Raw genomic sequence first — 20,650 nt, 5'->3', positions numbered from 1 at the left:
GACATGCGCGTTTCCAGGGTCAGCATCAGCGATGTGACTTTTGCGGCCGATCTCTCCGGCGCGCTGTTCTGGGAAGAGCAGCGCCTGCTCGTCGTCTCCGACCTGCATCTTGAAAAAGGTTCCAGCTTCGCCACCCGCGGCGTGCTGCTGCCGCCCTATGATACGCTGGCGACGCTGAGCCGGCTCGCTGCTGTCATCTCCCGCCATGATCCAAAGATCGTCATCGCGCTCGGCGACAGCTTTCACGATCGCGCCGCGCACGAGCGCCTCTCCGCGGATGACCGCGACGCCGTCGCCGCGCTCCAAAGTGGCCGCGACTGGATCTGGATCTCCGGCAATCACGATCCCATGCTGCCGCGCGATCTCGGCGGCACTGTCGCCGATGAAGTCGCGATCGGCCCGATCACGTTCCGCCACGAGCCGACCGGCGCGCATGGCGAGATCGCCGGCCATCTGCATCCCAAGGCGCGCGTTTCCGCGCGCGGCCGTTCGATGGAGCGCCGTTGCTTCGCCAGCGACGGCCTACGCGCCGTGATGCCGGCCTTCGGCGCCTATGCCGGCGGCCTCAGCATCCGCGATGCGGCGTTTGCAAAGATCTTTCCGAAGACCAGCTTTGTCGCGCATCTGCTCGGCGACCGTCGCGTGCACGCGATTGCGGCGTCGCGCTGCTATTGATTGGCGCCGTCTCAATTCGGATCGAACGCTCTCTCTACGCGCACAACTGCGCTCCCTCCCCCCTTGCGGGGGAGGGTGGGGGAGAGGGGGCCCAGGAAGAGGTCTATCTAGCTTCGTTCGTGCCGTACGCGCTCACCGAGAGAGTCCCCGTGTGGTACCCCTCTCCCTAGCCCTCCCCCGCAAGGGGGGAGGGAACGCACTGGAATCGCGGCGGCAGATTTCTCCTACGGCAACTAAGCCGCCTTCGCCTGCACGTCCTCGCAAAACTCAGCGAGTCGATCCGCCAGCCGCAGCGTCGCGGAGCTGGCGTTCGGGGCGGCCATCAGCGCCACCTCGGTGCGGTTGATCGGCGCAAAGCCGTCCTTGGCCGTCAGCACGCGATGGTCAGGCAGGATCGACATTTCCGACAGAATGCTCAGGCCCATGCCGGCGGCGACGGCGGCCTGGATGCCGGCGAGGCTCGATGACGAGTATGACATGTGCCAGGCGCGGCCGGCGGTTTCCAGCGCATGGATGGCGCCGGCGCGGTAGAGGCAGCCGAGCGGAAAGCCGATCAGCGGCACCGACGGCACGTTGATATCGACCGGATGGCTCTTGCTGGTGACCCAGTGCACCTCCTCCGGCCAGATCGCGATGGCTTCCTTGCCGCCGGCCTCACGCTTGTAGAGCGCGAGATCGAGTTCGCCGCGTTCGAGATCGCGGGCGAGGTTCTTGCTCTGGTCGGCGCGCACGTCGAGCCGCAGGTTCGGATGAGAGCGCGAGAACGCGCCGAGCAGCTTTGCCAGCCGATACGCCGCAAAATCCTCGGGGATGCCGAGCCGGACCGCGCCCCCGTCGGGCTCGCGCAGCACGTCGCGCGCCTCTTCCGCCAGCGACAGCAGCCGCCGTGCATAGGACAGCAGCCGTTCGCCGGCCTCGGTGGGGCGCACGTCCTTGCCGTCACGGTGCAGCAGCACCTGACCGACGTCCTCCTCCAGCCGCTTGATCTGCTGGCTGACGGTCGACTGCGTGCGGTGGACGCGTTCGCTCGCGCGGGTGAAGCCGCCGGCCTCGACCACTGAGACGAAGCTGCGCAGGAGCTCCAGATCGAGCATGGGCGCCTCCATTCGAAAATCCACTGATGACGAGTTAATCATTTAATTTCCAAATAGCAAGCGGCGTCCCTAGATCGAGGGCTCAGGAGAATGCCATGTCCCTCGCCCCTTCGATTTCGGTCCCCCGCAGCCGCTTCAACACGTTGCCTCTCGCCATCGGCGTGTTCTGCCTGCTCTGGAGCTATGCTTTCGTCGCCGGCAAGATCGGCGTCACCCATTGCCCGCCGCTGATCCTGCTGGCCGCGCGCTTCTCGCTCGCCGGCGTCTTGATCCTCGGCGCCACCGCTATCCGCGGCGACTGGTCGTTGTCGTGGCGCGATGCCCTGATCTTTGCCGTGCTCGGCATCGCCAACAACGCGCTCTATCTCGGGCTCGGCTACACCGGCCTGCAATCGGTCTCCGCCGGCCTCGGCGGCCTGATCGTCTCGGCCAACCCGGTGTTCACGGCTGCGCTCGCGGCGCTTCTGCTCGGCGAGGGCATGACCTGGCGCAAGGCGAGCGGCCTCTCGCTTGGAATCATCGGCGTCACCCTGATCGTCTGGCATCGCCTCGCGGTCGGCACGGACTCTCTGCACGGCATCCTCTTCACGCTGGCCTCGCTCGCCTCCATCGTCGCCGGCACCATCCTGTTCAAGCTGTTCGCGCCGAAGGGGTCCTTGTGGATCGGCAACGGCGTGCAGAATCTCGCGGCGGGCATCGTGCTGACGCCGGTCGCGCTCACCTTCGCCGACGTTCATGCGATCGACGTCACCCCAAGCCTGATCGGTGCCTTCGCCTTCCTCGTGCTCGGCGGCTCGATCCTGGCTTACTGGCTCTGGTTTCATCTCCTGAAAGTGTGTGGCGCCACGGCTGCCAGTGCCTATCATTTCCTGATGCCGCCGCTCGGCATGCTGTTCGCCTTCCTCGTGCTCGGCGAGCATGTCGAGATGCGCGACCTGCTGGGGATCATTCCGGTGGCGCTCGGCATTTACCTGGTGACGCGCCCCGCAAAGGCGATCGTGTAAGAGGAGTTCCCCTCATGCCTGTGTCCATCACCCTGATCGGCGGCCCCACCGCGCTGATCGAGATCGACGGCTTTCGCCTGCTCACCGATCCGACCTTCGATGCGCCCGGCGCCTATCAGCTGCCGCATGTGAAGCTCGAGAAGACCATCGGTCCCGCGGTGAAGGCCGACGCGATCGGCCCGATCGATGCCGTGCTGCTCAGCCACGACCAGCACTCCGACAATCTCGACAAGTCCGGCCGCGACTATCTGCTCAAGGCGCCGCGCGCGCTGACGACCGAGGCCGGCGCAAAACGTCTCGGCGGCCATGTCGAGGGCCTCGCGCCCTGGGCGACGGCGCATCTGAAGGACGCCGACGGCAACACGCTGACCATCACCGCCACGCCGGCGCGTCACGGCCCGGCCGGCATCGAGCCGCTGTCGGGCGATGTCATCGGCTTCGTGGTGCAGTCGAGCCGCAAGGACACGAGCGCGGTCTATATCAGCGGCGACACCACCTGGTTCGACGGCGTCGCCGAGGTCGCGCGCCGCTTCAAATGCGGCGTGGTGCTGCCCTTTGCGGGTGCTGCGCAGACGCGCGGGCCGTTCCATCTCACCATGGACACCAACGACACCATCGAGACCGCGCGCGCTTTCCCTGACGCGATGATCGTGCCCGTGCATACCGAAGGCTGGGCGCATTTCCGCCAGAACAGCGAGGATCTGCGCAAGACGTTTGACGTGCTGGGTTTCGGGACGCGGTTGCGGTTGCTTGAGCCCGGCGTGCCGACGGTGGTTGAGGCGCCGTAGTTGCCCCGACGTCGTCCTGGCGAAAGCCAGGACCCATTACCCCAGGGAGCAGTTTGGCTCGTGATGGTAACTCCGAGTCTCCGCAATCACGACTGCCTGTGGTTATGGGTCCTGGCTTTCGCCAGGACGACCCGGAGAGATTACCGCGTGCCTTCACTCGCAATGACGGCGGAGGCTAATCCTTCCGAAACACGATCGACGCCATCCATCCCGTCATCAGCGCCATGGCCGCCGTGACGAGGCCATAGACCAGCCCGTTCTGCCGCGCCGTCGTCGCGACGAACTGCTCGAACCCGACCTTGACGATCTCGAACGCGGTCTCGGTCTTGCCGATGAACGCGCCGTTCGCGAACAGTTTTATGTCCACCTCATAGGTCCCGATCGGCACCTCCGCCGGCAGCGGAATGCCGGTCCGGAACAGCGTCGGCGTCAGGAACGTCACCGCGCTCGCATCCTCGCGATAGAGCCCGCGCTGGGTGCGCAAGCGAATGAACGCGGAGCGGAAGGCGTCGTTCGGCACCACGTCGGCGTAATCGCCGCTGACGCGCTGGGTCAGCAGCACGTTGTTCAGCCCGATCTGCTGCCGCCGCGCGATCTCGGGCGAGGTGATGCTGTCGAACGGCCGATTGGCGAACAGCGCCAGATAGCTCGGCACCTGCAGGAACTGCCGGTAGTCGGTGTTGATCCAGATGCCGAAGGTGCGCTCCTTGCGCCGCGTCACCATGTCGGCGCGCGGGCCCATCACGGTGACCACGAGATCGTAGGCCGTGCGGTCGGCCGGCGTGGAAGCGTCCTTCTCCACCGAACCGAACAGCACCAGCTCCTCGCCGGAATAGTTTGGCGTCACCGTGACGCGGTGGTTGGAGACCGACACGATCAGCCGCTCGGCCCGCGCGGACGCGCCGAGCCACAGCACCAGAAGCGCCGCGAGAACAACGCGCGTCATCCGCTCACTCCCAGCTCACGGATGGTGAAGAGGTCTTCGGGGCGGATCACCAGCTCGACCGCGAAGCGGACGCCGACCGAAAGGATCAGCAGGCCCAGCAGCAGCCGCAGCTGCTCGCCGCGGATCTTCTGGCCGGCGCGGGCGCCGAATTGCGCGCCGGTCACGCCGCCGACCATCAGGATCAGCGCCAGCACGGCGTCGACGAGATGATTGGTCACCGCATGCAGCATGGTCGCGAACAGCATGGTGACCAATGTCAGGATCATCGAGGTTCCGATTACCGTCGAGGTCGGCACGCGCAGGATATAGATCATGATCGGAACTAGGATGAAGCCGCCGCCGATGCCCATGATCGCGCCGATGAAGCCGATCACGACGCCGATGACGACGACCGGGATCACCGACAGATAGATCTTGGAGCGCTTGAACCGCATTTTCAGCGGCAGGCCGTGGATCCAGCTGTGCGTGCGGCGCGGCGGCACGGCGCCGCGCCGGGTCCGCATCAATGCGCGCAGGCCTTCGGAGAACATCAGGCTGCCGACCGTGGTGAGCAGCACCACGTAGGAGAGCGCGATCATCAGATCGAGCTGGCCGAGCGCGCGGAGCTGCGTGAAGGTCCAGACGCCCAGAGCCGTGCCGGTCACGCCGCCGCACAACAACACGCTCGCCAGCGCCGGATCGATCGCGCGACGTCGCCAATAGGTCAGCGCCCCGGAAAACGACGAGGCCGCGATATGGCTCGCGACGGAGGCGACCGCGACCGCGGGCGTGATGCCGATGAAGATCAACAATGGCGTCATCAGGAAGCCGCCGCCGATCCCGAACATGCCGGAGACGAAGCCGACGGCCGCGCCCATCGCCAGCACCAGGAACACGTTGACCGGAAGATCGGCGATCGGAAGGTAGAGCTGCATCGGACCCACGCTCCGGCGAGACGGATCGATTTCGCGGAGCGCTCGCTCGAAGGGCATGCCGCGCCCTTCAATAGCGGAATTCGGCGCGGGGAGGGACCGGGAAATTGGCGCGTGGTGAATGATCGGGACCAGCTTGTCTGAACTGATGCAAGCCAGGGACGCGGATCACCTCTCCCGAAGGGAGAGGTCGGAACGCATCGAAGATGCGATCCGGGTGAGGGGTTACAGTCTCGGTGAGTGCCGCGGCCCCTCACCCGGATCGCTCAGGCGCGCAATTGCGCGCCAAAGCGATCCGACCTCTCCCCGCTGGGGGAGAGGTGGACACCGGGCCGAATCTCATCGAGCTCAATGCGCGGCCGAGGCCGACTTCTTGGTCGCAACCGGCTTCGGCGCCGGCTTTGCAGCCGCCTGCGGAGCGCTGTCCCAGCCGCCGGCGGGCGCCTGGACGTTGACGGCGTCGTCGGGCTGCGGCTCGGCGCTGAAGGTCTGGATCGCGAGCTTGGCAGCGGCGAGCGATTGCGGGTCGAGACGCTTGGCGACGTCGTCGCGCTTGGTCGCTGCGTCCGCGTCGCCCTGCCCGGCGGCGAGGGTGAACCATTTGTAGGACTCGGCGAGGTTCTGTTCGACGCCGATGCCGCGGGCATAGAGGATGCCGAGGTTGAACTGGCTGTCGGCGACGCCGCGGTCGGCGGCTTTGCGGAACCACTGCGCCGCGCTCTTGTAGTTGGCGCCGCGTCCGCCGCCGTCGGCGTCGAGCACCGCGAGATTGTGCATCGCCTTGGCGTTGCCGCGCTCGGCGGCCTGCGTGTAGTAGCGGCGGGCGATGTCGGCGTCCTTCTTCACGCCGAGGCCCTTTTCGTAGAGCGTGCCGAGACGGAAGGTCGCGGGCACCACGCCGGCCTGCGCCGCGCGGTCGTACCATTTCGCCGCTTCGTCGTAATTCGCGGCCACGCCCTTGCCCTCGGCAAAGCGTACGCCGATCTCGTAGGCCGCGGTCGCATCGCCCTTCATCGCGGCGGTGCGCAGGGCGGGACCAGCGATGCCGTCAGGCAGCTTCTCGCTCGGCGGCACCTGGATCGTGCCGAGCCGTCCGCGGCTCGTGCCCGACAGCGCGCCGGTCACGTCGCTGGAGGACGCGGGCGGGGCTGCGGCGGGCGCGGGAGGAATTTCGACCGACGCCGTGTTGCCCGAGTTCGTCACAGGCGCGGGCGCCGGTGCGGCATTGTTCAGGGACTGCTTGCCGATCGGCGTCGGCGAGGTCATCGACGGCGTGACCTGCTCGGGCACGGCGGGCTTGTTCTCGACCGGTGGCGGCGCCTGCGGCGCGGGCTGGCTCGTGTTCTCCATCGCCTGCGGGGCCGGCTGCGTGCTGCCGCCTTCGAGCAGGTTCATCGCCATCTTGAAGGTGCCGAGCACGATCACGACGACGCTCGCGCCGACCAGCAGCGAGCGGATCTTCGAGGTGATGGTCGAGGCGCCTTGCTGTGCTTGCGCCTGTGCCTGACCTTGGCCCTTGTCCTTGACGCGGGCCGCGATGGCGGCCTTGACGCCGCGGGCGGGCTTCTCCGGCGGCTGCGCGGCGGCAGCTTGCGCGGCGCGGCGCGCGGCCGCGATGAAGCTCGACGACGACACCGGTTCCTTCGGAGCGGCGGGGATTTCGCTGATCGCGCTTTCGGACGCGGCAATGCGCTCGGACGGCGTGGCGGGGCGGCCGTTCGGGCGCGTGCCGGGCTCGAGCGGATGATCCGGCGGCAGTTCGGGCGCGATCGCGGCGCGGGCCGGCGCCGTGTGCGGCTCGAGGATTTCGCTGATCGCGCGCGGCGGAACCGGCGTCATCGGCAGCGGCGGAGGCGCAGCGGGCACGGCAGCATGGAATTCGCGCGGCGCGGCCACGAAGGTGGAGTGCGCATGCTGCGCGGCGGCGGGATTTTGCAGCTCGGGCTTCGGATCGTATTTCGGCGGCTGCTGCTCGCGTGCCATCGGCGCCGGCTCAGCCGGTGCCGCCATCGGCATCGGTGCGGCCATCGGCATGGGCGCGGCCATTGGCATCGGCGCCGGCGGCGCGGTACGCACCGCACGCAGATCGCCCTCGATCATCGAAAGGCGGTCGACGACATGGCCGAGCGTGTTGTGGACGGCCTCCAGCGAATCCTGCGTGCTGCGGTTGGTTTCGGCCTGGCTGTAGCGGATGTCGGACAGCTCGCGCTTGACGAGGTCGACCATTCCGGAATCGGGAGACGGCCCGGAGCTTCGGCTTTCGGCGAGCGCAGAATAAGTGGCCTGCTGCCGCTCGAGGTGGCGCAGGATGTCGTGCAGCCCGTCCTCGACACGGCTCAGATTGCCGCCACGCGAATCGGAGTTGGCCTCGATCCGCTCCAGCAGATAGGAGACCCGCTGCTCCAGATGCGCGAAGGCCGATGCCGAGTCGTTGCCGACCGGCATGCGATCAAAGCGGTCGGACAGCGCGCGGATCGCGGCTTCCAGATGTTCGGTGCTCTCGACAGGTTGCGGCCGCTCGCGCGTTTCCAGCGCGGCGGTGAGTGCGGCAATGCGCTGCTCCAGCACGGCAAAGCTGTCGCCGCGGTCCGAGGAGCGATTGACCTGGTCGACCTTGGACGACAGCAGCTGCACGTCCTCGGAGAGCCGTGCCAGCGCTTCGTTGGAGGCGACGTTCGAGACGATGCCGCGCAATGCCGAGATCGCGCCTTCGAGCTGGCGTACGGTCGAGGGGTCGTCATTGGCGCGCAGGATCAGATCGAGCTTGGCGCCGAGATTGCGGATGGCTTCGTCGTAGCCGGTGAGCTGCTCGGCCGGCGTCAGCGTACGCAGCACCTGCTTGATGTCGGCGAGCGCGCGCTCGATGCCCGAGAGCATCTGGCCGTCGGTGCCGTTGGAGCGGGTCTCGTCGATGCGACGGTGCAGCGAGCGGATCTCGTTCTCGATCGATTCGATCGCGCGGCGCGGCATCGCCTCGGTGATGGCGTTGCGGATCTCGGCGAGCTCGGCGCGGAAGCCGTTGATCGCCTGCTCGGTGTTGTCGGGGCGCTGCAGCGACTCGATCTGGCTCGTGATCTTGAGCAGATGGCGTTCGAGCGCGGAGAAATCCGGCCCTGCTTGCGGCGGCGGCGGAGCATAGGCGGTCGCGGGCGGCGCCATTGGCGGAGCATAGGGAGCAGCCGAAGGCGCGATCGACGGCGCGGCGCGCGGCGGCAGCTGGCGCGGTGCGAACCCGTCGAGCTCGCTCTGCCGTGCGGTGATCTCGGCGACCGCGACGTCGAACGACGCGGGGCTCAGGGGAGGCGAGCTGCGATAGACTTGCGCGGCCGCACGCTCGACCGCATCGGCCTGGCGCTGGCGCGTCTCGACCGGTGCGGGTCGCGGTGGTTGAGGCTGTGGCGCTTGGGGCTGCTGCGCTTGAGGCTGCGGCGGCTGGGGCCGCGAGATCTGCGACAGCCGGGCATCGAGCCGCGAGATCGCGTCGTTGAGCTGGCGGGCAACGCCCTGCTCGCGCGACACGTCTCTCTCACGCGACGAATCCTGGCGCGGCGCTGCGGGCTTCGAAATCCGTTCGATCTGCTGGGTGATCGCGTCGAGGCGCTGATGGATGTCGGCGACGTCGCGGCTTTCCTGACTCTGCATCTGCTGCGCGCGCGGATCGGGACGTTGATCCTGACGCGGATCGTAAGGCCCGCGAAAGTTCTGCGGGGCAGTCTCGCCGAGTGTGGAGTTCAGCCAATCGTTGAGTGACATGCCGGCTCTGCGCGCAGCAGCTTCGGCCCGCTCCCTGACGGATGGATCGATACCGTCAACACTCCACGATACGCGCGAATTCATGACTCTGTCCGGTTCCGACTCCGGCGCCCCACCCGGCGCCTCCAGTCTCCCCACGCGTGCCGGTTGTTAAGACAATCGGATTTGACGCGGGTCGTCTGCCTCGAAAACCGACTTTTTCCTGTTACGGTAAATAACGGGTTAAGGAACGCGTCGCCGGTGTCTTAAAGTTGGGCGGCCTCGGCCTGCCTCGCCCGTGGGTACGGTCGGAATCCCGCCCTGGCAGGAACTCTCTGCGTGTTGGCAGCTTGGAACTTCAGCAACGAAGGATGGCTCAAAATGGCAGGTCTGACCGAAGAGGATGTCCGCAAGCGCGCCTACGAGATTTGGAAAGGCGCAGGCGAGCCCAGCGGGAAAATGGACACCTTCTGGTATGAGGCCGAAAAGCAGCTTCTGGCCGAGCGGTCAAAGCAGGGCGAGGTGCCGCCCGGGATGACTGACAATTTGCCGGTCTAGCGCCCTCAGCCCTTCCCCTCGCGCTTGCCGTCGTCCAGCGGCACCACCGTGCCGGACCCCTTATCCTTGCCGCTCATCGCCGACAGCGCGTCGAGTGCTTCCTCGCAGAAGTCCGCCACCATCTGCTCGTGCCGCGCGCCGAGGCGGAGCAGCAGCAGATTGCCGAGGTCGAGCACATCAGACGCCGTTCCTTCGGGAAAACGCTTCTTCAGGATCCGCTCGTAATTCTCGTGCCGATCGCGGTGATGCTCCAGGCGGTCCATCAAATCGGTGCGGATGGGCTCGATGTCGATGCTGTCGAGGGCATGCAGCCGGACCAGCAGGTCGTCCTTGATGGACGGAGGGGTGCTCGGCCGCGCGGCCCAGTGCCGCAGCGCTGTTCGTCCTTCCGGAGTGAGCGTATAAATGAGCTTATTGGGCTTGCCGGACTGTACGACCTCACGGCCCTGGATGTAGCCGCGGTCGCGCAGCTTGGAGAGCTCGCGATAGATCTGCTGGTGGTCGGCTTTCCAGAAGAAGCCGATCGAGGAATCGAATGTCTTGGCGAGCTCGTAGCCCGTCATCGGACGTTCCGTCAGGCATGCGAGGATCGCGTCGCCCAGCGCCATGTGACCTGCCTCCCTGTGACCTTAACCAAGCAGCTTGACTTTATGCGTATCGACGCATATGCGTCAATGTGCATATGAGGTGGGGCTTCAGACCCCCGGAAGAGCACCCTTGACGCTACTGTGCATGGGGTTGTTTTCGCGTTTTTGCCAAAGCCCTTTGGGAGGCACCTGACAATGACCGGCCTCGATTCCTGGTACGCCTTCATGAAGTCTCATGACGCGAAAGCGCTCTGGGACCTGCTCCACCCCGACGCGGTGTTCGAAAGCCCCGTCGTGCACTCGCCGCAGCGCGGTCGCGACATCACCTTCAAATATCTCGCCAGCGCCGAGAAGGTGCTTGGCGGCCCGGGCTTCAGCTATGTCGGCGAATGGCGAAACGCCAATGGTGCCGTGCTCGAATTCAAGACCATCATCGACGGCATCGAGATCAACGGCGTCGACATCATCACTTTCGATGCCGAGGGACGAATCACGAATTTCAAGGTGATGGTGCGCCCGCTCAAGGCCATCAACATGCTGCACCGCCTGATGGCGGAGCAACTCGCCGCCGCTCAATCATAAACCAATAGTCAGAGCCCATGCCGGGAGACCGCAATGCCGATCTATAAAGCCCCCGTCGAAGACGTGAACTTCCTGATGAACGACGTCTTCCAGATCGACCGCTACGACAATCTCGCCGGCTTCTCGGATGCATCGAGCGACGTGCGCGAGGCGATCCTCGGCGAAGCCGCCAAGCTTGCCGAAGAGGTGCTGCAGCCGCTCAATCGTGTGGGCGATCTCGAAGGCTGCAAGCGCGCCGATGACGGCAGCGTCACCACGCCGAAGGGTTTCAAGGACGCCTTCAAGCAGGTCGCCGAAGGCGGCTGGCTTGGCCTGTCGGCGCCAACCGAGTTCGGCGGCCAGGGCCTGCCGGTGACGCTCTCGCAGGCGGTCAACGAATTCCAGATCTCCGCCAACATGGCGTTCTCGATGTATGGCGGCCTCACCATGGGCGCGACCGCCGCGCTGATCGTTCACGGCTCGCCTGAGCAGAAGCAGACCTACGTGCCGAAGATGGTCGCCGGCGAGTGGACCGGCACCATGAACCTGACCGAGCCGCATTGCGGCACCGATCTCGGCATGCTCCGCACCAAGGCGGTGCGCCAGGCCGATGGCAGCTTCAAGATCACGGGCACCAAGATCTTCATCTCGGCCGGCGAGCATGACCTCGCCCCCAACATCATCCACCTCGTGCTCGCCCGCATCGAGGGCGCGCCCGCCGGCATCAAGGGCGTGTCGCTGTTCGTGGTGCCCAAGTTCCTTGTGAATCCGGATGGTTCGGTCGGCGCCCGCAACGGCGTGGTCTGCGGCTCGATCGAGCACAAGATGGGCATCCACGGCAATTCGACCTGCGTGATGAATTACGACGGTGCCACCGGCTGGCTGATCGGCGAAGAGAACAAGGGCATGCAGGGCATGTTCGTGATGATGAACGAGGCCCGCCTCGGCGTCGCGGTTCAGGGCCTCGCGCAGTCCGAGGTCGCCTATCAGAACGCAGTCGCCTATGCGCGCGAGCGCATCCAGGGCCGTTCGCTCACCGGCGTGAAGGCGCCGGACAAGCCGGCCGATCCGATCATCGTGCATCCCGACGTGCGCCGCACGCTGCTGTCGATCCGCGCCTTCAACGAGGCCGCGCGTGCCTTCGTGATGTGGACCGCGCTGAAGAGCGACGTTGCCCACCGCTCCGAGGACCCGAAGGACCGTCAGGCCGCGGATGATCACATGGGCCTGATGACGCCGGTGCTGAAAGGCTTCCTCACCGACTACGGCTTCGCCAACGCGGTGCAGGCGCAGCAGATGTATGGCGGCCACGGCTACATCGCCGAGCAGGGCATGGAGCAGTTCGTGCGCGATGCCCGCATCGCCATGATCTATGAAGGCGCCAACGGCATTCAGGCGCTCGACCTCGTCGGCCGCAAGCTGCCGCGCGACGGCGGCCGCGCCATCATGGCGTTCTTCGGCGAGGTCATGGCCTTCGCCAAGGAGAACGGTGGCGACGAGGCGCTCAAGCCCTTCATCGCCCCGCTCTCGGCTTCGCTTGGCCATCTCCAGCAGGCCACCACGTGGCTGATGCAGAACGCGATGGCGAAGCCGGACAATGCCGGCGCCGCCGCGACCGACTATCTGCATCTCTTCGGCTTCGTCGCGCTCGGCTACATGTGGGCGAAGATGGCGAAGGTGACGCAAGCCAAGATTGCCGCCAGCGGCGCGACGCCCTATCTCTCGACCAAGCTCGTCACCGGCCGCTTCTTCATGGAGCGCATGCTGCCGGAAACCGCGGCCAATCTCGCGCGCATCCAGTCCGGCTGCGCGACCATCATGGAACTGCCGGCGGAAGCGTTCTGAGCCTGCTTCCGCGCTAACAGAATTCGAACACCAGATCAGGAGGGCGTCATGCCTGAGGCATTCATCTACGATCACGTTCGCACCCCCCGCGGCCGCGGCAAGGCGGACGGCGCGCTGCACGAAGTCACCGCGCTGGCGCTCGCCACCGTGCCGCTGAAGGCGCTCAAGGACCGCAACAACCTGCCGGAAGATTCCGTCGATGACGTCGTGCTCGGCGTCGTCGATCCGGTCGGCGAAGCCGGCTCCGACATCGCGCGCTTTGCCGCGCTCAAGGCTGGTCTCGGCGAAGCCGTGCCCGGCGTGCAGATCAGCCGCTTCTGTGCCTCCGGCCTCGATGCCGTGAACTTCGCCGCCGCGCAGGTGATGAGCGGCCAGCATGAGCTCGTGATCGGCGGCGGTGCGGAGTCGATGAGCCGCGTCGGCATCGGCGCCTCCGGCGGCGCCTGGCCGATGGACCCGTCGATGGCGGTGCCCGCTTACTTCATGCCGCAGGGCGTGTCGGCCGACCTGATCGCCACCAAATACGGCTTCTCGCGCGACGACGTCGATGCCTATGCCGTGCAGAGCCAGCAGCGTGCAGCAAAATCCTGGGAGGAAGGCCGCTTCGACAGGTCGATCGTGCCGGTGAAGGACATCAACGGCCTCACCATCCTCGCCAAGGACGAGCACATGCGTCCCTCGACGACGATGCAGTCGCTGGCGCAGCTGCAGCCGTCGTTCACGATGATGGCGCAGATGGGCGGCTTCGACGGCGTCGCGGTGCAGTCGCACCCGGAGATCGAGCGCGTCAACTACGTGCATCACGCCGGCAACTCGTCGGGCATCGTTGACGGCGCCGGCGCCGTTCTGCTCGGCAGCAAGGACGCGGGCGCGAAGTACGGTTTGAAGCCCCGCGCAAAGATCCGCGCCTTCGCGAACGTCGGCTCCGAGCCCGCGATGATGCTGACCGGTCCGGTCGACGTCACCGAAAAGCTGTTCGCGCGTTCCGGCATGAAGAAGTCGGATATCGACCTGTTCGAGCTTAACGAGGCCTTCGCCTCCGTCGTGCTGCGCTACATCCAGGCCTTCGACATCGACAACGCCAAGATCAACGTCAATGGCGGCGCCATCGCGCTCGGTCATCCGCTCGGCGCCACCGGCGCGATGATTTTGGGCACCGTGCTCGACGAGCTCGAGCGCACCAACAAATCCACCGCCTTGGTGACGCTGTGCATCGGCGGCGGCATGGGCACCGCGACCATCATCGAGCGCGTCTAAGGGTAGGGGAGCAACCAACATGGCTTACAAGAACTTCAAGGTTGAAACCGATTCCGACGGCATCGCGCTCGTCACCTGGGACATCCCGGGCCGCTCGATGAACGTGCTCGACGAGACCTCGACCAGCGAGCTCGACGCGATCGTCAAGGCGACCACGGCCGACGCCGCGGTGAAGGGTGTCGTCATCACCTCCGCCAAGGACGCCTTCTGCGCCGGTGCGGACCTCTCCATGCTCGAAGGCATGAACCAGGCCTATGCCAAGGTTCTCAAGGAGCAGGGCGAGACCGCCGCGAACCAGATGCTGTTCGACCAGAGCCGCCGCTTCTCGCAGGTGCTGCGCTCGATCGAGACGTCGGGCAAGCCGTGGGCGGCCGCGATCAACGGCCTCGCGCTCGGCGGCGGTTTCGAGATCACGCTGTGCTGCCACTATCGCGTGGCGGCCGAGAATCCCAAGACGCGCCTCGGCCTGCCCGAGGTCAAGGTCGGCCTGTTCCCCGGCGCCGGCGGCACGCAGCGCGTGCCGCGCCTGGTGCCGCCGCAGGACGCGATGACGATCCTGCTCAAGGGCGATCCGGTGACGCTCGACAAGGCCAAGGCGCTCAATCTGATTCACGCCATCGTGCCGGCTGCCGACCTCGTCAAGGCGGCGAAGGACTGGATCAAGGGCGGCGGCAAGGCTGTCGCGCCCTGGGACGAAAAGGGTTTCAAGCTGCCCGGTGGTCCTGTGTTCTCCAAGGCCGGCATGATGATGTTCCCGGCCGGCAACGCGATTTATCGCCGCGAGACCTACGACAATTATCCGGCTGCACGCGCGATCATGAGCTGCGTCTATGAAGGGCTGCAGTTGCCGATCGACGCGGCCCTGCGCGTGGAGTCGCGCTACTTCACCTCCGTGCTGCGCTCGAAGGAAGCGGCCGCGATGATCCGCAGCCTGTTCCTGTCGATGCAGGAGTTGAACAAAGGCGCGCGCCGCCCGAAGGACGTGCCTGCGACCAAGGTGAAGAAGATCGCCGTGATCGGCGCCGGCTTCATGGGCGCGAGCGTCGGCTACGTCTCGGCCCGCGCCGGCCTCGACGTCGTCCTGATCGATCGCGACCAGGAGAGCGCCGACAAGGGCAAGGCGCATGCGCAGAAGGTGATCGAGGACCAGATCAAGAAGGGCCGCGCCAAGCCGACTGATGCTGAGGCGCTGCTCGCGCGCATCACGCCGACGGCGGACTATGCCGCGTTGAAGGACGTCGACCTCGTCATCGAGGCGGTGTTCGAGGACCGCAAGGTCAAGGCGGAGACGTTCGCGAAGGCGCAGGAATATCTCAAGCCGGACGTGATCTTCGCGTCGAACACCTCGACGCTGCCGATCACCTCGCTGGCCGAGGCCTTCAAGGACCAGGGCAAGTTCGTCGGCATCCACTTCTTCTCGCCGGTCGAGAAGATGATGCTGGTCGAGATCATCCTCGGCAAGAACACCGGCGATGTCGCACTCGCGACCGCGCTCGATTACGTCCGGCTGATCGGCAAGACGCCGATCGTCGTTAACGACTCCAGAGGCTTCTTCGCCAACCGCTGCGTCGGCCGTTATGTCGCCGAAGGCAACGAGATGTTCCTCGAAGGCGTGCCGCCGGCGATGATCGAGAACTGCGCCAAGATGGCCGGCATGCCGGTCGGCCCGCTCTCGCTCTCGGACGAAGTCGCGCTCGACCTCGGTCTGAAGATCATGAAGGCGACCGAGGCCGATCTCGGCCCCAACGCCATCAACCCCGATCAGAAGAAGCTGATGGTCGAGATGGTCGAGAAGCAGGGCCGTTTGGGCCGCAAGAACAAGAAGGGCTTCTATGACTATCCCGAGGGCAAGGGCCAGAAGAGCTTGTGGCCGGGCCTCTCAGCGCTGCAGCCGAAGCAGCTCGACCCCGACACGCTCGACGTCGAGGAGCTGAAGCAGCGCTTCCTGGTGGTGCAGGCGGTGGAGGCCGCGCGCACGGTCGAGGATCACGTCATCACCGATCCGCGCGAGGCGGATGTCGGCTCGATCCTCGGCTTCGGCTTCGCGCCGTTCACCGGCGGCACGCTGTCCTACATCGACTTCATGGGCACGAAGAAGTTTGTCGAGCTCTGCCACAAGCTCGAGGCCAAGTACGGCTCGCGCTTCACGCCGCCGAAGCTGCTCGAGGAGATGGCTGCGAAGGGAGAAACGTTCTACGGCCGCTTTGCGCCGAAGAAGGCGGCTGCTGCCTGATCGCTTGAAAATCGCTCAAAGGCGGAGGCCGGATCATTGATCCGGCCTTTCGCATGTCAGGGCCCTTCATCACGGTTACGTCAGATTAATCCCCAGGTTGTGGAACCGGTCACAAAATCCGGGTAGGAACCGTGCGAGAATCCTTCGGTGCGCCCCGTCGCGTAATTGTCATATGCGCGTCAAAGCGGCGCCGTTCTTTTGCTTGGGTTGGCACTACTCTTGCTGACCAGTCGAGGAACGAAACCTTGTTGGGACACTTGCCGCACCACCGGCAAGTTGAAGACGAAATAAGAAAGTGTCCTTGATGAACTCTTTGGTGCTGCGGAAGACCGCGTTCGATCGCGATCTCGCCGCGAAATATGTTGTTACGCCTGCGCTCGGCCGCGTTCTGCCGGCGCGAAAGGCGGTCCGTTTGCGGCGCAGGGGGCCCATGCTTTGGGCGGCGTTTGCGCTACTTGTGCTCGGGGCGGATTTTCTTCTCGCCTATCTCGCCTGGCTCGCCGTCGATTTCGTCATGCGGTGAGATGTCGCGCGCGTAGCGCAGATAGGTCGTCGCGAAGTAGGCGAGCTGGGAGACGGCAAGACAGATGGCAACGACGGCCACGCCCGGCATCATTCCGAATCCGTAAGCGCGAAGAACGATCGCCGCGAATATCGCGATGAAGGGCGAAAGCACGACCAGCGCCCAGATCCTGAAAAAAAAACCTGTCGCTATTCCTACCAATACGCTCGCAACGATCAGGACGAAGGCAATCGTCAAGTTCAACCCCGATACGAGTCAAAAATTATTCAATCAATCACGCCAAGCTCGCCCGCTTTGCGGGTACTGACAAGACAGCACCACTTACATTCTGCGAACAGTAGTTCATAAGTCTAATAAGAGGTACGATAGTCCGGCGAGAGGGTTCTGCGCCGCTGTCGCCTGACGACCAACGAGAAAGGCCGGATCGTCGATCCGGCCTTTTGGCTTGCTGCATGTTGCGAGCGGTCAGGCGGCCTGCGCCAGCCCTTCCTTCTTCAAGGCCTCCTGCACCTTCGGCCGTGCGGCGACGCGGGCCTTGTAGGCGGTGAGGTTTGGCATCGCCGAGAGGTCGAACTTCATCCGGTCACCCCAGGTCAGCATCGTGAAGAGATAGCCGTCGGCGACCGAGAACTGCTTGCCCATCAGGTAGTCGCGGCCGGCGAGCTCGCTGTCGATGTGCTTTAGCTTGCCCATGACGCGGTCCTTGAAGAACGCCTTGGCGTCGTCGTTCAGGGCCGGTGCGAACAGCGGGCCAAAGCTCTTGTGCACCTCGGAGGTGAGGAAGTTCAGCCATTCGAGCAGCTTGTAGCGCTCGGAACTGTCGCGTGCGGGCGCCAGCGCCTTCGCCGGGGCCTTGTCGGCGATCATCTGGACAATGACCGGGCCTTCGGTCACGATCTCACCACTGTCGAGGCCCAGCGCGGGGACCTGACCCTTCGGATTGACCTTCAGATAGTCTTCACCGTTCTCGAGCTTCTTGGCCCGGATATCGACCTTGACCAGCTCGTAGGGAAGGTCGGCTTCGAGAAGCGCGATATGGGGGGACAGCGAGCAGGCGCCGGGCGAGTAATACAGTTTCATGGAATTTCCTCCTCTTGACGCTTGGTTGGGGCGAAAGAACGCCTACATGCACCTGCATGCAATAGTCAAGATTGATGCAGGTGCATCGAGTGGGGTAAGAAGCGGACGACGAGCTTGAGCGGGACCATGAAACGCAAACCATCGACCGAGGCAACCAGTGCCTGGATCCGCCTGATGCGGGTGCAGAGCCGTGTGCTCGACTGCGTCGAGCAGGACCTGAAGAAGGCCGGGTTCCCGCCCCTGGCGTGGTACGACGCGTTGCTCGAATTGTCGCGCGCACCGAGCGGTGAGCTGCGCCCGGTGGAACTCGAGCGGCAAATGCTGATCCCGCAATACTCCACCTCGCGCCTGATCGACCGGCTGGTCGATGAGGGGCTCGCCTGCCGGCGCGAATGCAAGATCGACAAGCGCGGCCAATTCGTCGAGATCACGGAGGCCGGCCGCGAGTTGCAGAAGCGGATGTGGGGGGCCTATTCGGCCGCAATCGAGAAATATGTCGGCTCGAAACTGTCCGATGCCGATGCCGTCAAGCTCAGCGGTCTGCTCGACCGCCTGGGTTGCTCGTGCGGTGAGATGAAGCTGCCGCCGGCCGTCAACGTCAACGAAACTTCGCCGTCGCGATGACCGCGCGGCACACCAGCTCGTCCGTGGACCCGATGGGTTCGCGGACCGTCCCCGTCACCCGCGCGCCTTCGATCGAAGCGCCCTTTTGATTAGAGTTTGATATGGCGCGAGACCAGATCGATATGACGCCGCTGCAATCGCGCGACGAGCTCGTCGCGTGGTTCGAGGCCGGCTGCAAGCCGCCGTCCGAATGGCGGATGGGCACCGAGCACGAGAAGACGCCGTTCACGCTCGAGGGCCACCGTCCGGTGCCCTATGAGGGCGCGCGCGGCATCGGCGCACTGCTCGAAGGCATGAAGCTCCTGCTCGGCTGGGAGCCGATCATGGAGAAGGGCAACATCATCGGCCTCTACGATGTCACCGGCGGCGGCGCGATCTCGTTGGAGCCCGGCGGACAGTTCGAGCTCTCGGGCGCACCGGTCGAGAACGTGCACCAGACCCAGAGCGAGCTGATGGCGCATCTGGCGCAGGTGCGCGAGATCGCGACCCCGCTCGGCATCGGTTTTCTCGGGCTCGGCATGACGCCGTCCTGGTCGCGGGCCGACATCCCGGTGATGCCGAAGGGCCGCTACAAGATCATGACCAATTACATGCCGAAGGTCGGCCAATACGGCCTCGACATGATGTACCGGACCTGCACGGTGCAGACCAATCTCGACTTCTCGTCCGAAGCCGACATGGTCAAGAAGCTGCGCGTCTCGCTGGCGCTGCAGCCGGTCGCAACCGCGCTGTTCGCCAACTCGCCCTTCACCGAAGGCAAGCCGAACGGCTTTCTGTCGTTCCGCTCCGAGATCTGGCGCGACACCGACAATGCGCGCTCCGGCATGATGCCGTGGGCGTTCGAGGACGGTATGGGCTTCGAGCGCTATGTCGACTACGCGCTCGACGTGCCCATGTATTTCGTCAAGCGCGGCGACGATTATATCGACGTGTCGGGCTCCTCGTTCCGCGCCTTCTTCGACGGCCGCAACAACAATCTGCCCGGCGAGCGTCCCACCCTGTCGGACTGGGCCAACCATCTGTCGACGATTTTCCCGGAAGTGCGGCTCAAGCGCTATCTCGAGATGCGCGGCTCCGACGGCGGCCCGTGGGGCCGCCTGCCGGCGCTGTCCGCGTTCTGGGCCGGGCTGCTCTATGATGACGTATCGCTCGACGCCGCCTGGGACCTGGTGAAGCACTGGACCGCGCCCGAGCGTCAGGCCCTGCGCGACGACGTGCCGCGGTTCGGCTTCAAGTCACGGATCAAGGACCGCTATCTGTTCGAGATCGCCAAGGAGTGCCTTGTTCTGGCCCATGCGGGCCTGCGTCGCCGCGGCCGCATCGACGCGATCGGTCGCGACGAGACCCGGCATCTGGAGCCGCTCGACCGTATCATCGATTCCGGCCGGACCCCGGCCGAGGAGATGCTCGAGAAATTCAACGGCGCCTGGAAGGGCTCGGTGGAACCGGCCTACGCGGAATACGCGTTCTAGAGCCATCTCCCTCCCGCTCTAGGCAAATAGGCCAACGACCAGGATTTAGGCCGTTCATCGCCCATACAGGTTTGCGGCGATCAAATGACCGGCCGAAAAACCTGAGCGCCGTCAATAACTCGAAAGCTGTTCCGATGGGGAAGGGCCGCCTGCCTGCCGTCATGGCCAAGGTCTTGGCCAGCGTCGTGGCTTGCGTCACGCTGCTGTCGCTCGCCCTTGCGAGCGCGCCTGTGCGCGCCCAGACCGCGTTCGACCGGCCCGGCGGCGATTATTTCAGCACGCCGGTCACCTCGGGCGATCCCGAGGATTGCGCGCTGCTCTGCGAGCGCGATCGCAAGTGCCGCTCCTGGAGCTTCAGCTATCCCGATATCGACGGCGCCGCGGCGGTGTGCTGGCTCAAGAATACCGTGCCGCCGCGACAACCCGCCAATTGCTGTATCTCCGGGGTCCGCGGCGCCGGCGTGATCGAGCCGCGCGTCGAGGGCGTGGAGACCTCGATCGACCGCCCCGGCGGAGACCTGCGCAATTTCGAACTCAAGGAAGGCGAAGGCGAGGACGCCTGCAAGGCCGCCTGTACCGCCGACAACAAATGCCGCGCCTTCACCTATGCCCGTCCCGGCTATACCGGCCGCGAAGCGCGCTGTTTCCTGAAAAAAGACATCAAGCCGCCGCGGCGGAAGGCCGGGTTCACGTCGGGCGTGGTGCGGTAGACACGGTGCCGTAGCAAGGCATCGGTCCTGTAGGGTGGGCAAAGGCGCAA

At 65.4% G+C, this 20,650-nt stretch carries 18 protein-coding genes; 11 read left to right on the top strand and 7 right to left on the bottom strand.

Annotated features, from left to right (window positions below):
- The first annotated feature begins 3 nt into the window (after positions 1–3).
- A complete protein-coding gene (gene pdeM / locus NLM31_RS41385; protein ID WP_254134896.1) occupies positions 4–675 on the top strand; it encodes a ligase-associated DNA damage response endonuclease PdeM in 672 nt (223 codons plus the stop codon).
- 233 nt (positions 676–908) lie between these two features.
- Here pdeM and NLM31_RS41380 read toward each other — a convergent pair whose 3' ends face one another.
- Complete coding sequence (locus NLM31_RS41380) at positions 909–1,769, bottom strand: LysR family transcriptional regulator (RefSeq protein WP_254134895.1); 861 nt, start codon at positions 1,767–1,769, stop codon at positions 909–911.
- A gap of 95 nt (positions 1,770–1,864) precedes the next feature.
- Between NLM31_RS41380 and NLM31_RS41375 the strand changes: the two genes are divergently transcribed.
- Both NLM31_RS41375 and NLM31_RS41370 read left to right on the top strand, forming a co-directional pair.
- The gene (locus tag NLM31_RS41375; RefSeq protein WP_254195925.1) at positions 1,865–2,773 is read left to right on the top strand and encodes a DMT family transporter; all 909 of its coding nucleotides are present in this window, start codon (positions 1,865–1,867) and stop codon (positions 2,771–2,773) included.
- Between the two features lie 14 nt (positions 2,774–2,787).
- Positions 2,788–3,561, top strand: coding sequence for an MBL fold metallo-hydrolase (locus NLM31_RS41370; protein WP_254134893.1), 774 nt, complete (start codon positions 2,788–2,790; stop codon positions 3,559–3,561).
- Positions 3,562–3,736: 175 nt separating this feature from the next.
- Here the strand turns inward: NLM31_RS41370 and NLM31_RS41365 are convergent, their stop codons facing one another.
- The 3 genes from NLM31_RS41365 to NLM31_RS41355 all read right to left on the bottom strand — a co-directional run bounded on the left by NLM31_RS41365 (position 3,737) and on the right by NLM31_RS41355 (position 9,255).
- A complete protein-coding gene (locus NLM31_RS41365; protein ID WP_254195924.1) occupies positions 3,737–4,507 on the bottom strand; it encodes a TIGR02186 family protein in 771 nt (256 codons plus the stop codon).
- Positions 4,504–5,421, bottom strand: coding sequence for a sulfite exporter TauE/SafE family protein (locus tag NLM31_RS41360; RefSeq protein WP_254134891.1), 918 nt, complete (start codon positions 5,419–5,421; stop codon positions 4,504–4,506). The genes NLM31_RS41365 and NLM31_RS41360 overlap by 4 nt, the downstream gene beginning before the upstream one ends.
- Positions 5,422–5,766: 345 nt before the next feature.
- Positions 5,767–9,255 (bottom strand): hypothetical protein, encoded by a 3,489-nt coding sequence (locus NLM31_RS41355; RefSeq protein ID WP_254195923.1) that lies wholly within the window; start codon positions 9,253–9,255, stop codon positions 5,767–5,769.
- Positions 9,256–9,531: 276 nt separating this feature from the next.
- Between NLM31_RS41355 and NLM31_RS41350 the strand changes: the two genes are divergently transcribed.
- Entirely contained in the window at positions 9,532–9,708 is a 177-nt protein-coding gene (locus NLM31_RS41350) for a DUF2934 domain-containing protein (RefSeq protein WP_254195922.1), read from the top strand.
- 5 nt (positions 9,709–9,713) lie between these two features.
- Here NLM31_RS41350 and NLM31_RS41345 read toward each other — a convergent pair whose 3' ends face one another.
- Positions 9,714–10,316 (bottom strand): PadR family transcriptional regulator, encoded by a 603-nt coding sequence (locus NLM31_RS41345; protein WP_254134888.1) that lies wholly within the window; start codon positions 10,314–10,316, stop codon positions 9,714–9,716.
- A 174-nt stretch (positions 10,317–10,490) separates the two neighbouring features.
- Between NLM31_RS41345 and NLM31_RS41340 the strand changes: the two genes are divergently transcribed.
- Genes NLM31_RS41340 through NLM31_RS41325 form a run of 4 tightly spaced genes read left to right on the top strand, consistent with a single transcriptional unit; the run spans position 10,491 to position 16,191 of the window.
- Positions 10,491–10,877, top strand: coding sequence for a nuclear transport factor 2 family protein (locus NLM31_RS41340; RefSeq protein WP_254195921.1), 387 nt, complete (start codon positions 10,491–10,493; stop codon positions 10,875–10,877).
- 33 nt (positions 10,878–10,910) lie between these two features.
- Positions 10,911–12,701 (top strand): acyl-CoA dehydrogenase C-terminal domain-containing protein, encoded by a 1,791-nt coding sequence (locus tag NLM31_RS41335; RefSeq protein ID WP_254134886.1) that lies wholly within the window; start codon positions 10,911–10,913, stop codon positions 12,699–12,701.
- Positions 12,702–12,749: 48 nt separating this feature from the next.
- On the top strand, positions 12,750–13,958 hold the full coding sequence (locus NLM31_RS41330; protein WP_254134885.1) for an acetyl-CoA C-acetyltransferase: 1,209 nt from the start codon (positions 12,750–12,752) through the stop codon (positions 13,956–13,958).
- Between the two features lie 19 nt (positions 13,959–13,977).
- Positions 13,978–16,191 carry an FAD-dependent oxidoreductase gene (locus tag NLM31_RS41325; protein WP_254195920.1) on the top strand — a complete coding sequence of 738 codons (2,214 nt, stop codon included), beginning with the start codon at positions 13,978–13,980 and terminating at the stop codon, positions 16,189–16,191.
- A 451-nt stretch (positions 16,192–16,642) separates the two neighbouring features.
- On the opposite strand, the gene NLM31_RS41320 is transcribed toward NLM31_RS41325, so the two are convergent.
- Positions 16,643–16,951, bottom strand: a complete 309-nt coding sequence (locus NLM31_RS41320; RefSeq protein ID WP_254195919.1) for a hypothetical protein — start codon at positions 16,949–16,951, stop codon at positions 16,643–16,645.
- A 228-nt stretch (positions 16,952–17,179) separates the two neighbouring features.
- Positions 17,180–17,794: a glutathione transferase GstA gene (gene gstA, locus NLM31_RS41315; RefSeq protein WP_254134882.1), complete on the bottom strand. Its 615-nt coding sequence runs from the start codon at positions 17,792–17,794 to the stop codon at positions 17,180–17,182.
- A gap of 126 nt (positions 17,795–17,920) precedes the next feature.
- On the opposite strand from gstA, the gene NLM31_RS41310 reads away from it, so the two are divergent.
- From NLM31_RS41310 to NLM31_RS41300, 3 genes are all read left to right on the top strand, one after another.
- Entirely contained in the window at positions 17,921–18,418 is a 498-nt protein-coding gene (locus tag NLM31_RS41310; RefSeq protein WP_254195918.1) for a MarR family winged helix-turn-helix transcriptional regulator, read from the top strand.
- A 101-nt stretch (positions 18,419–18,519) separates the two neighbouring features.
- Positions 18,520–19,890, top strand: a complete 1,371-nt coding sequence (locus tag NLM31_RS41305) for a glutamate--cysteine ligase (protein ID WP_254134881.1) — start codon at positions 18,520–18,522, stop codon at positions 19,888–19,890.
- Between the two features lie 134 nt (positions 19,891–20,024).
- The gene (locus NLM31_RS41300; protein WP_254134880.1) at positions 20,025–20,600 is read left to right on the top strand and encodes a PAN domain-containing protein; all 576 of its coding nucleotides are present in this window, start codon (positions 20,025–20,027) and stop codon (positions 20,598–20,600) included.
- The last annotated feature ends 50 nt before the right edge of the window (positions 20,601–20,650 follow it).

The organism is Bradyrhizobium sp. CCGUVB4N, assembly GCF_024199945.1.
Lineage (GTDB): Bacteria > Pseudomonadota > Alphaproteobacteria > Rhizobiales > Xanthobacteraceae > Bradyrhizobium.
The sequence above is the reverse complement of the archived record's forward strand: the minus strand, read 5'-3'. Positions and strand labels throughout refer to the sequence as shown.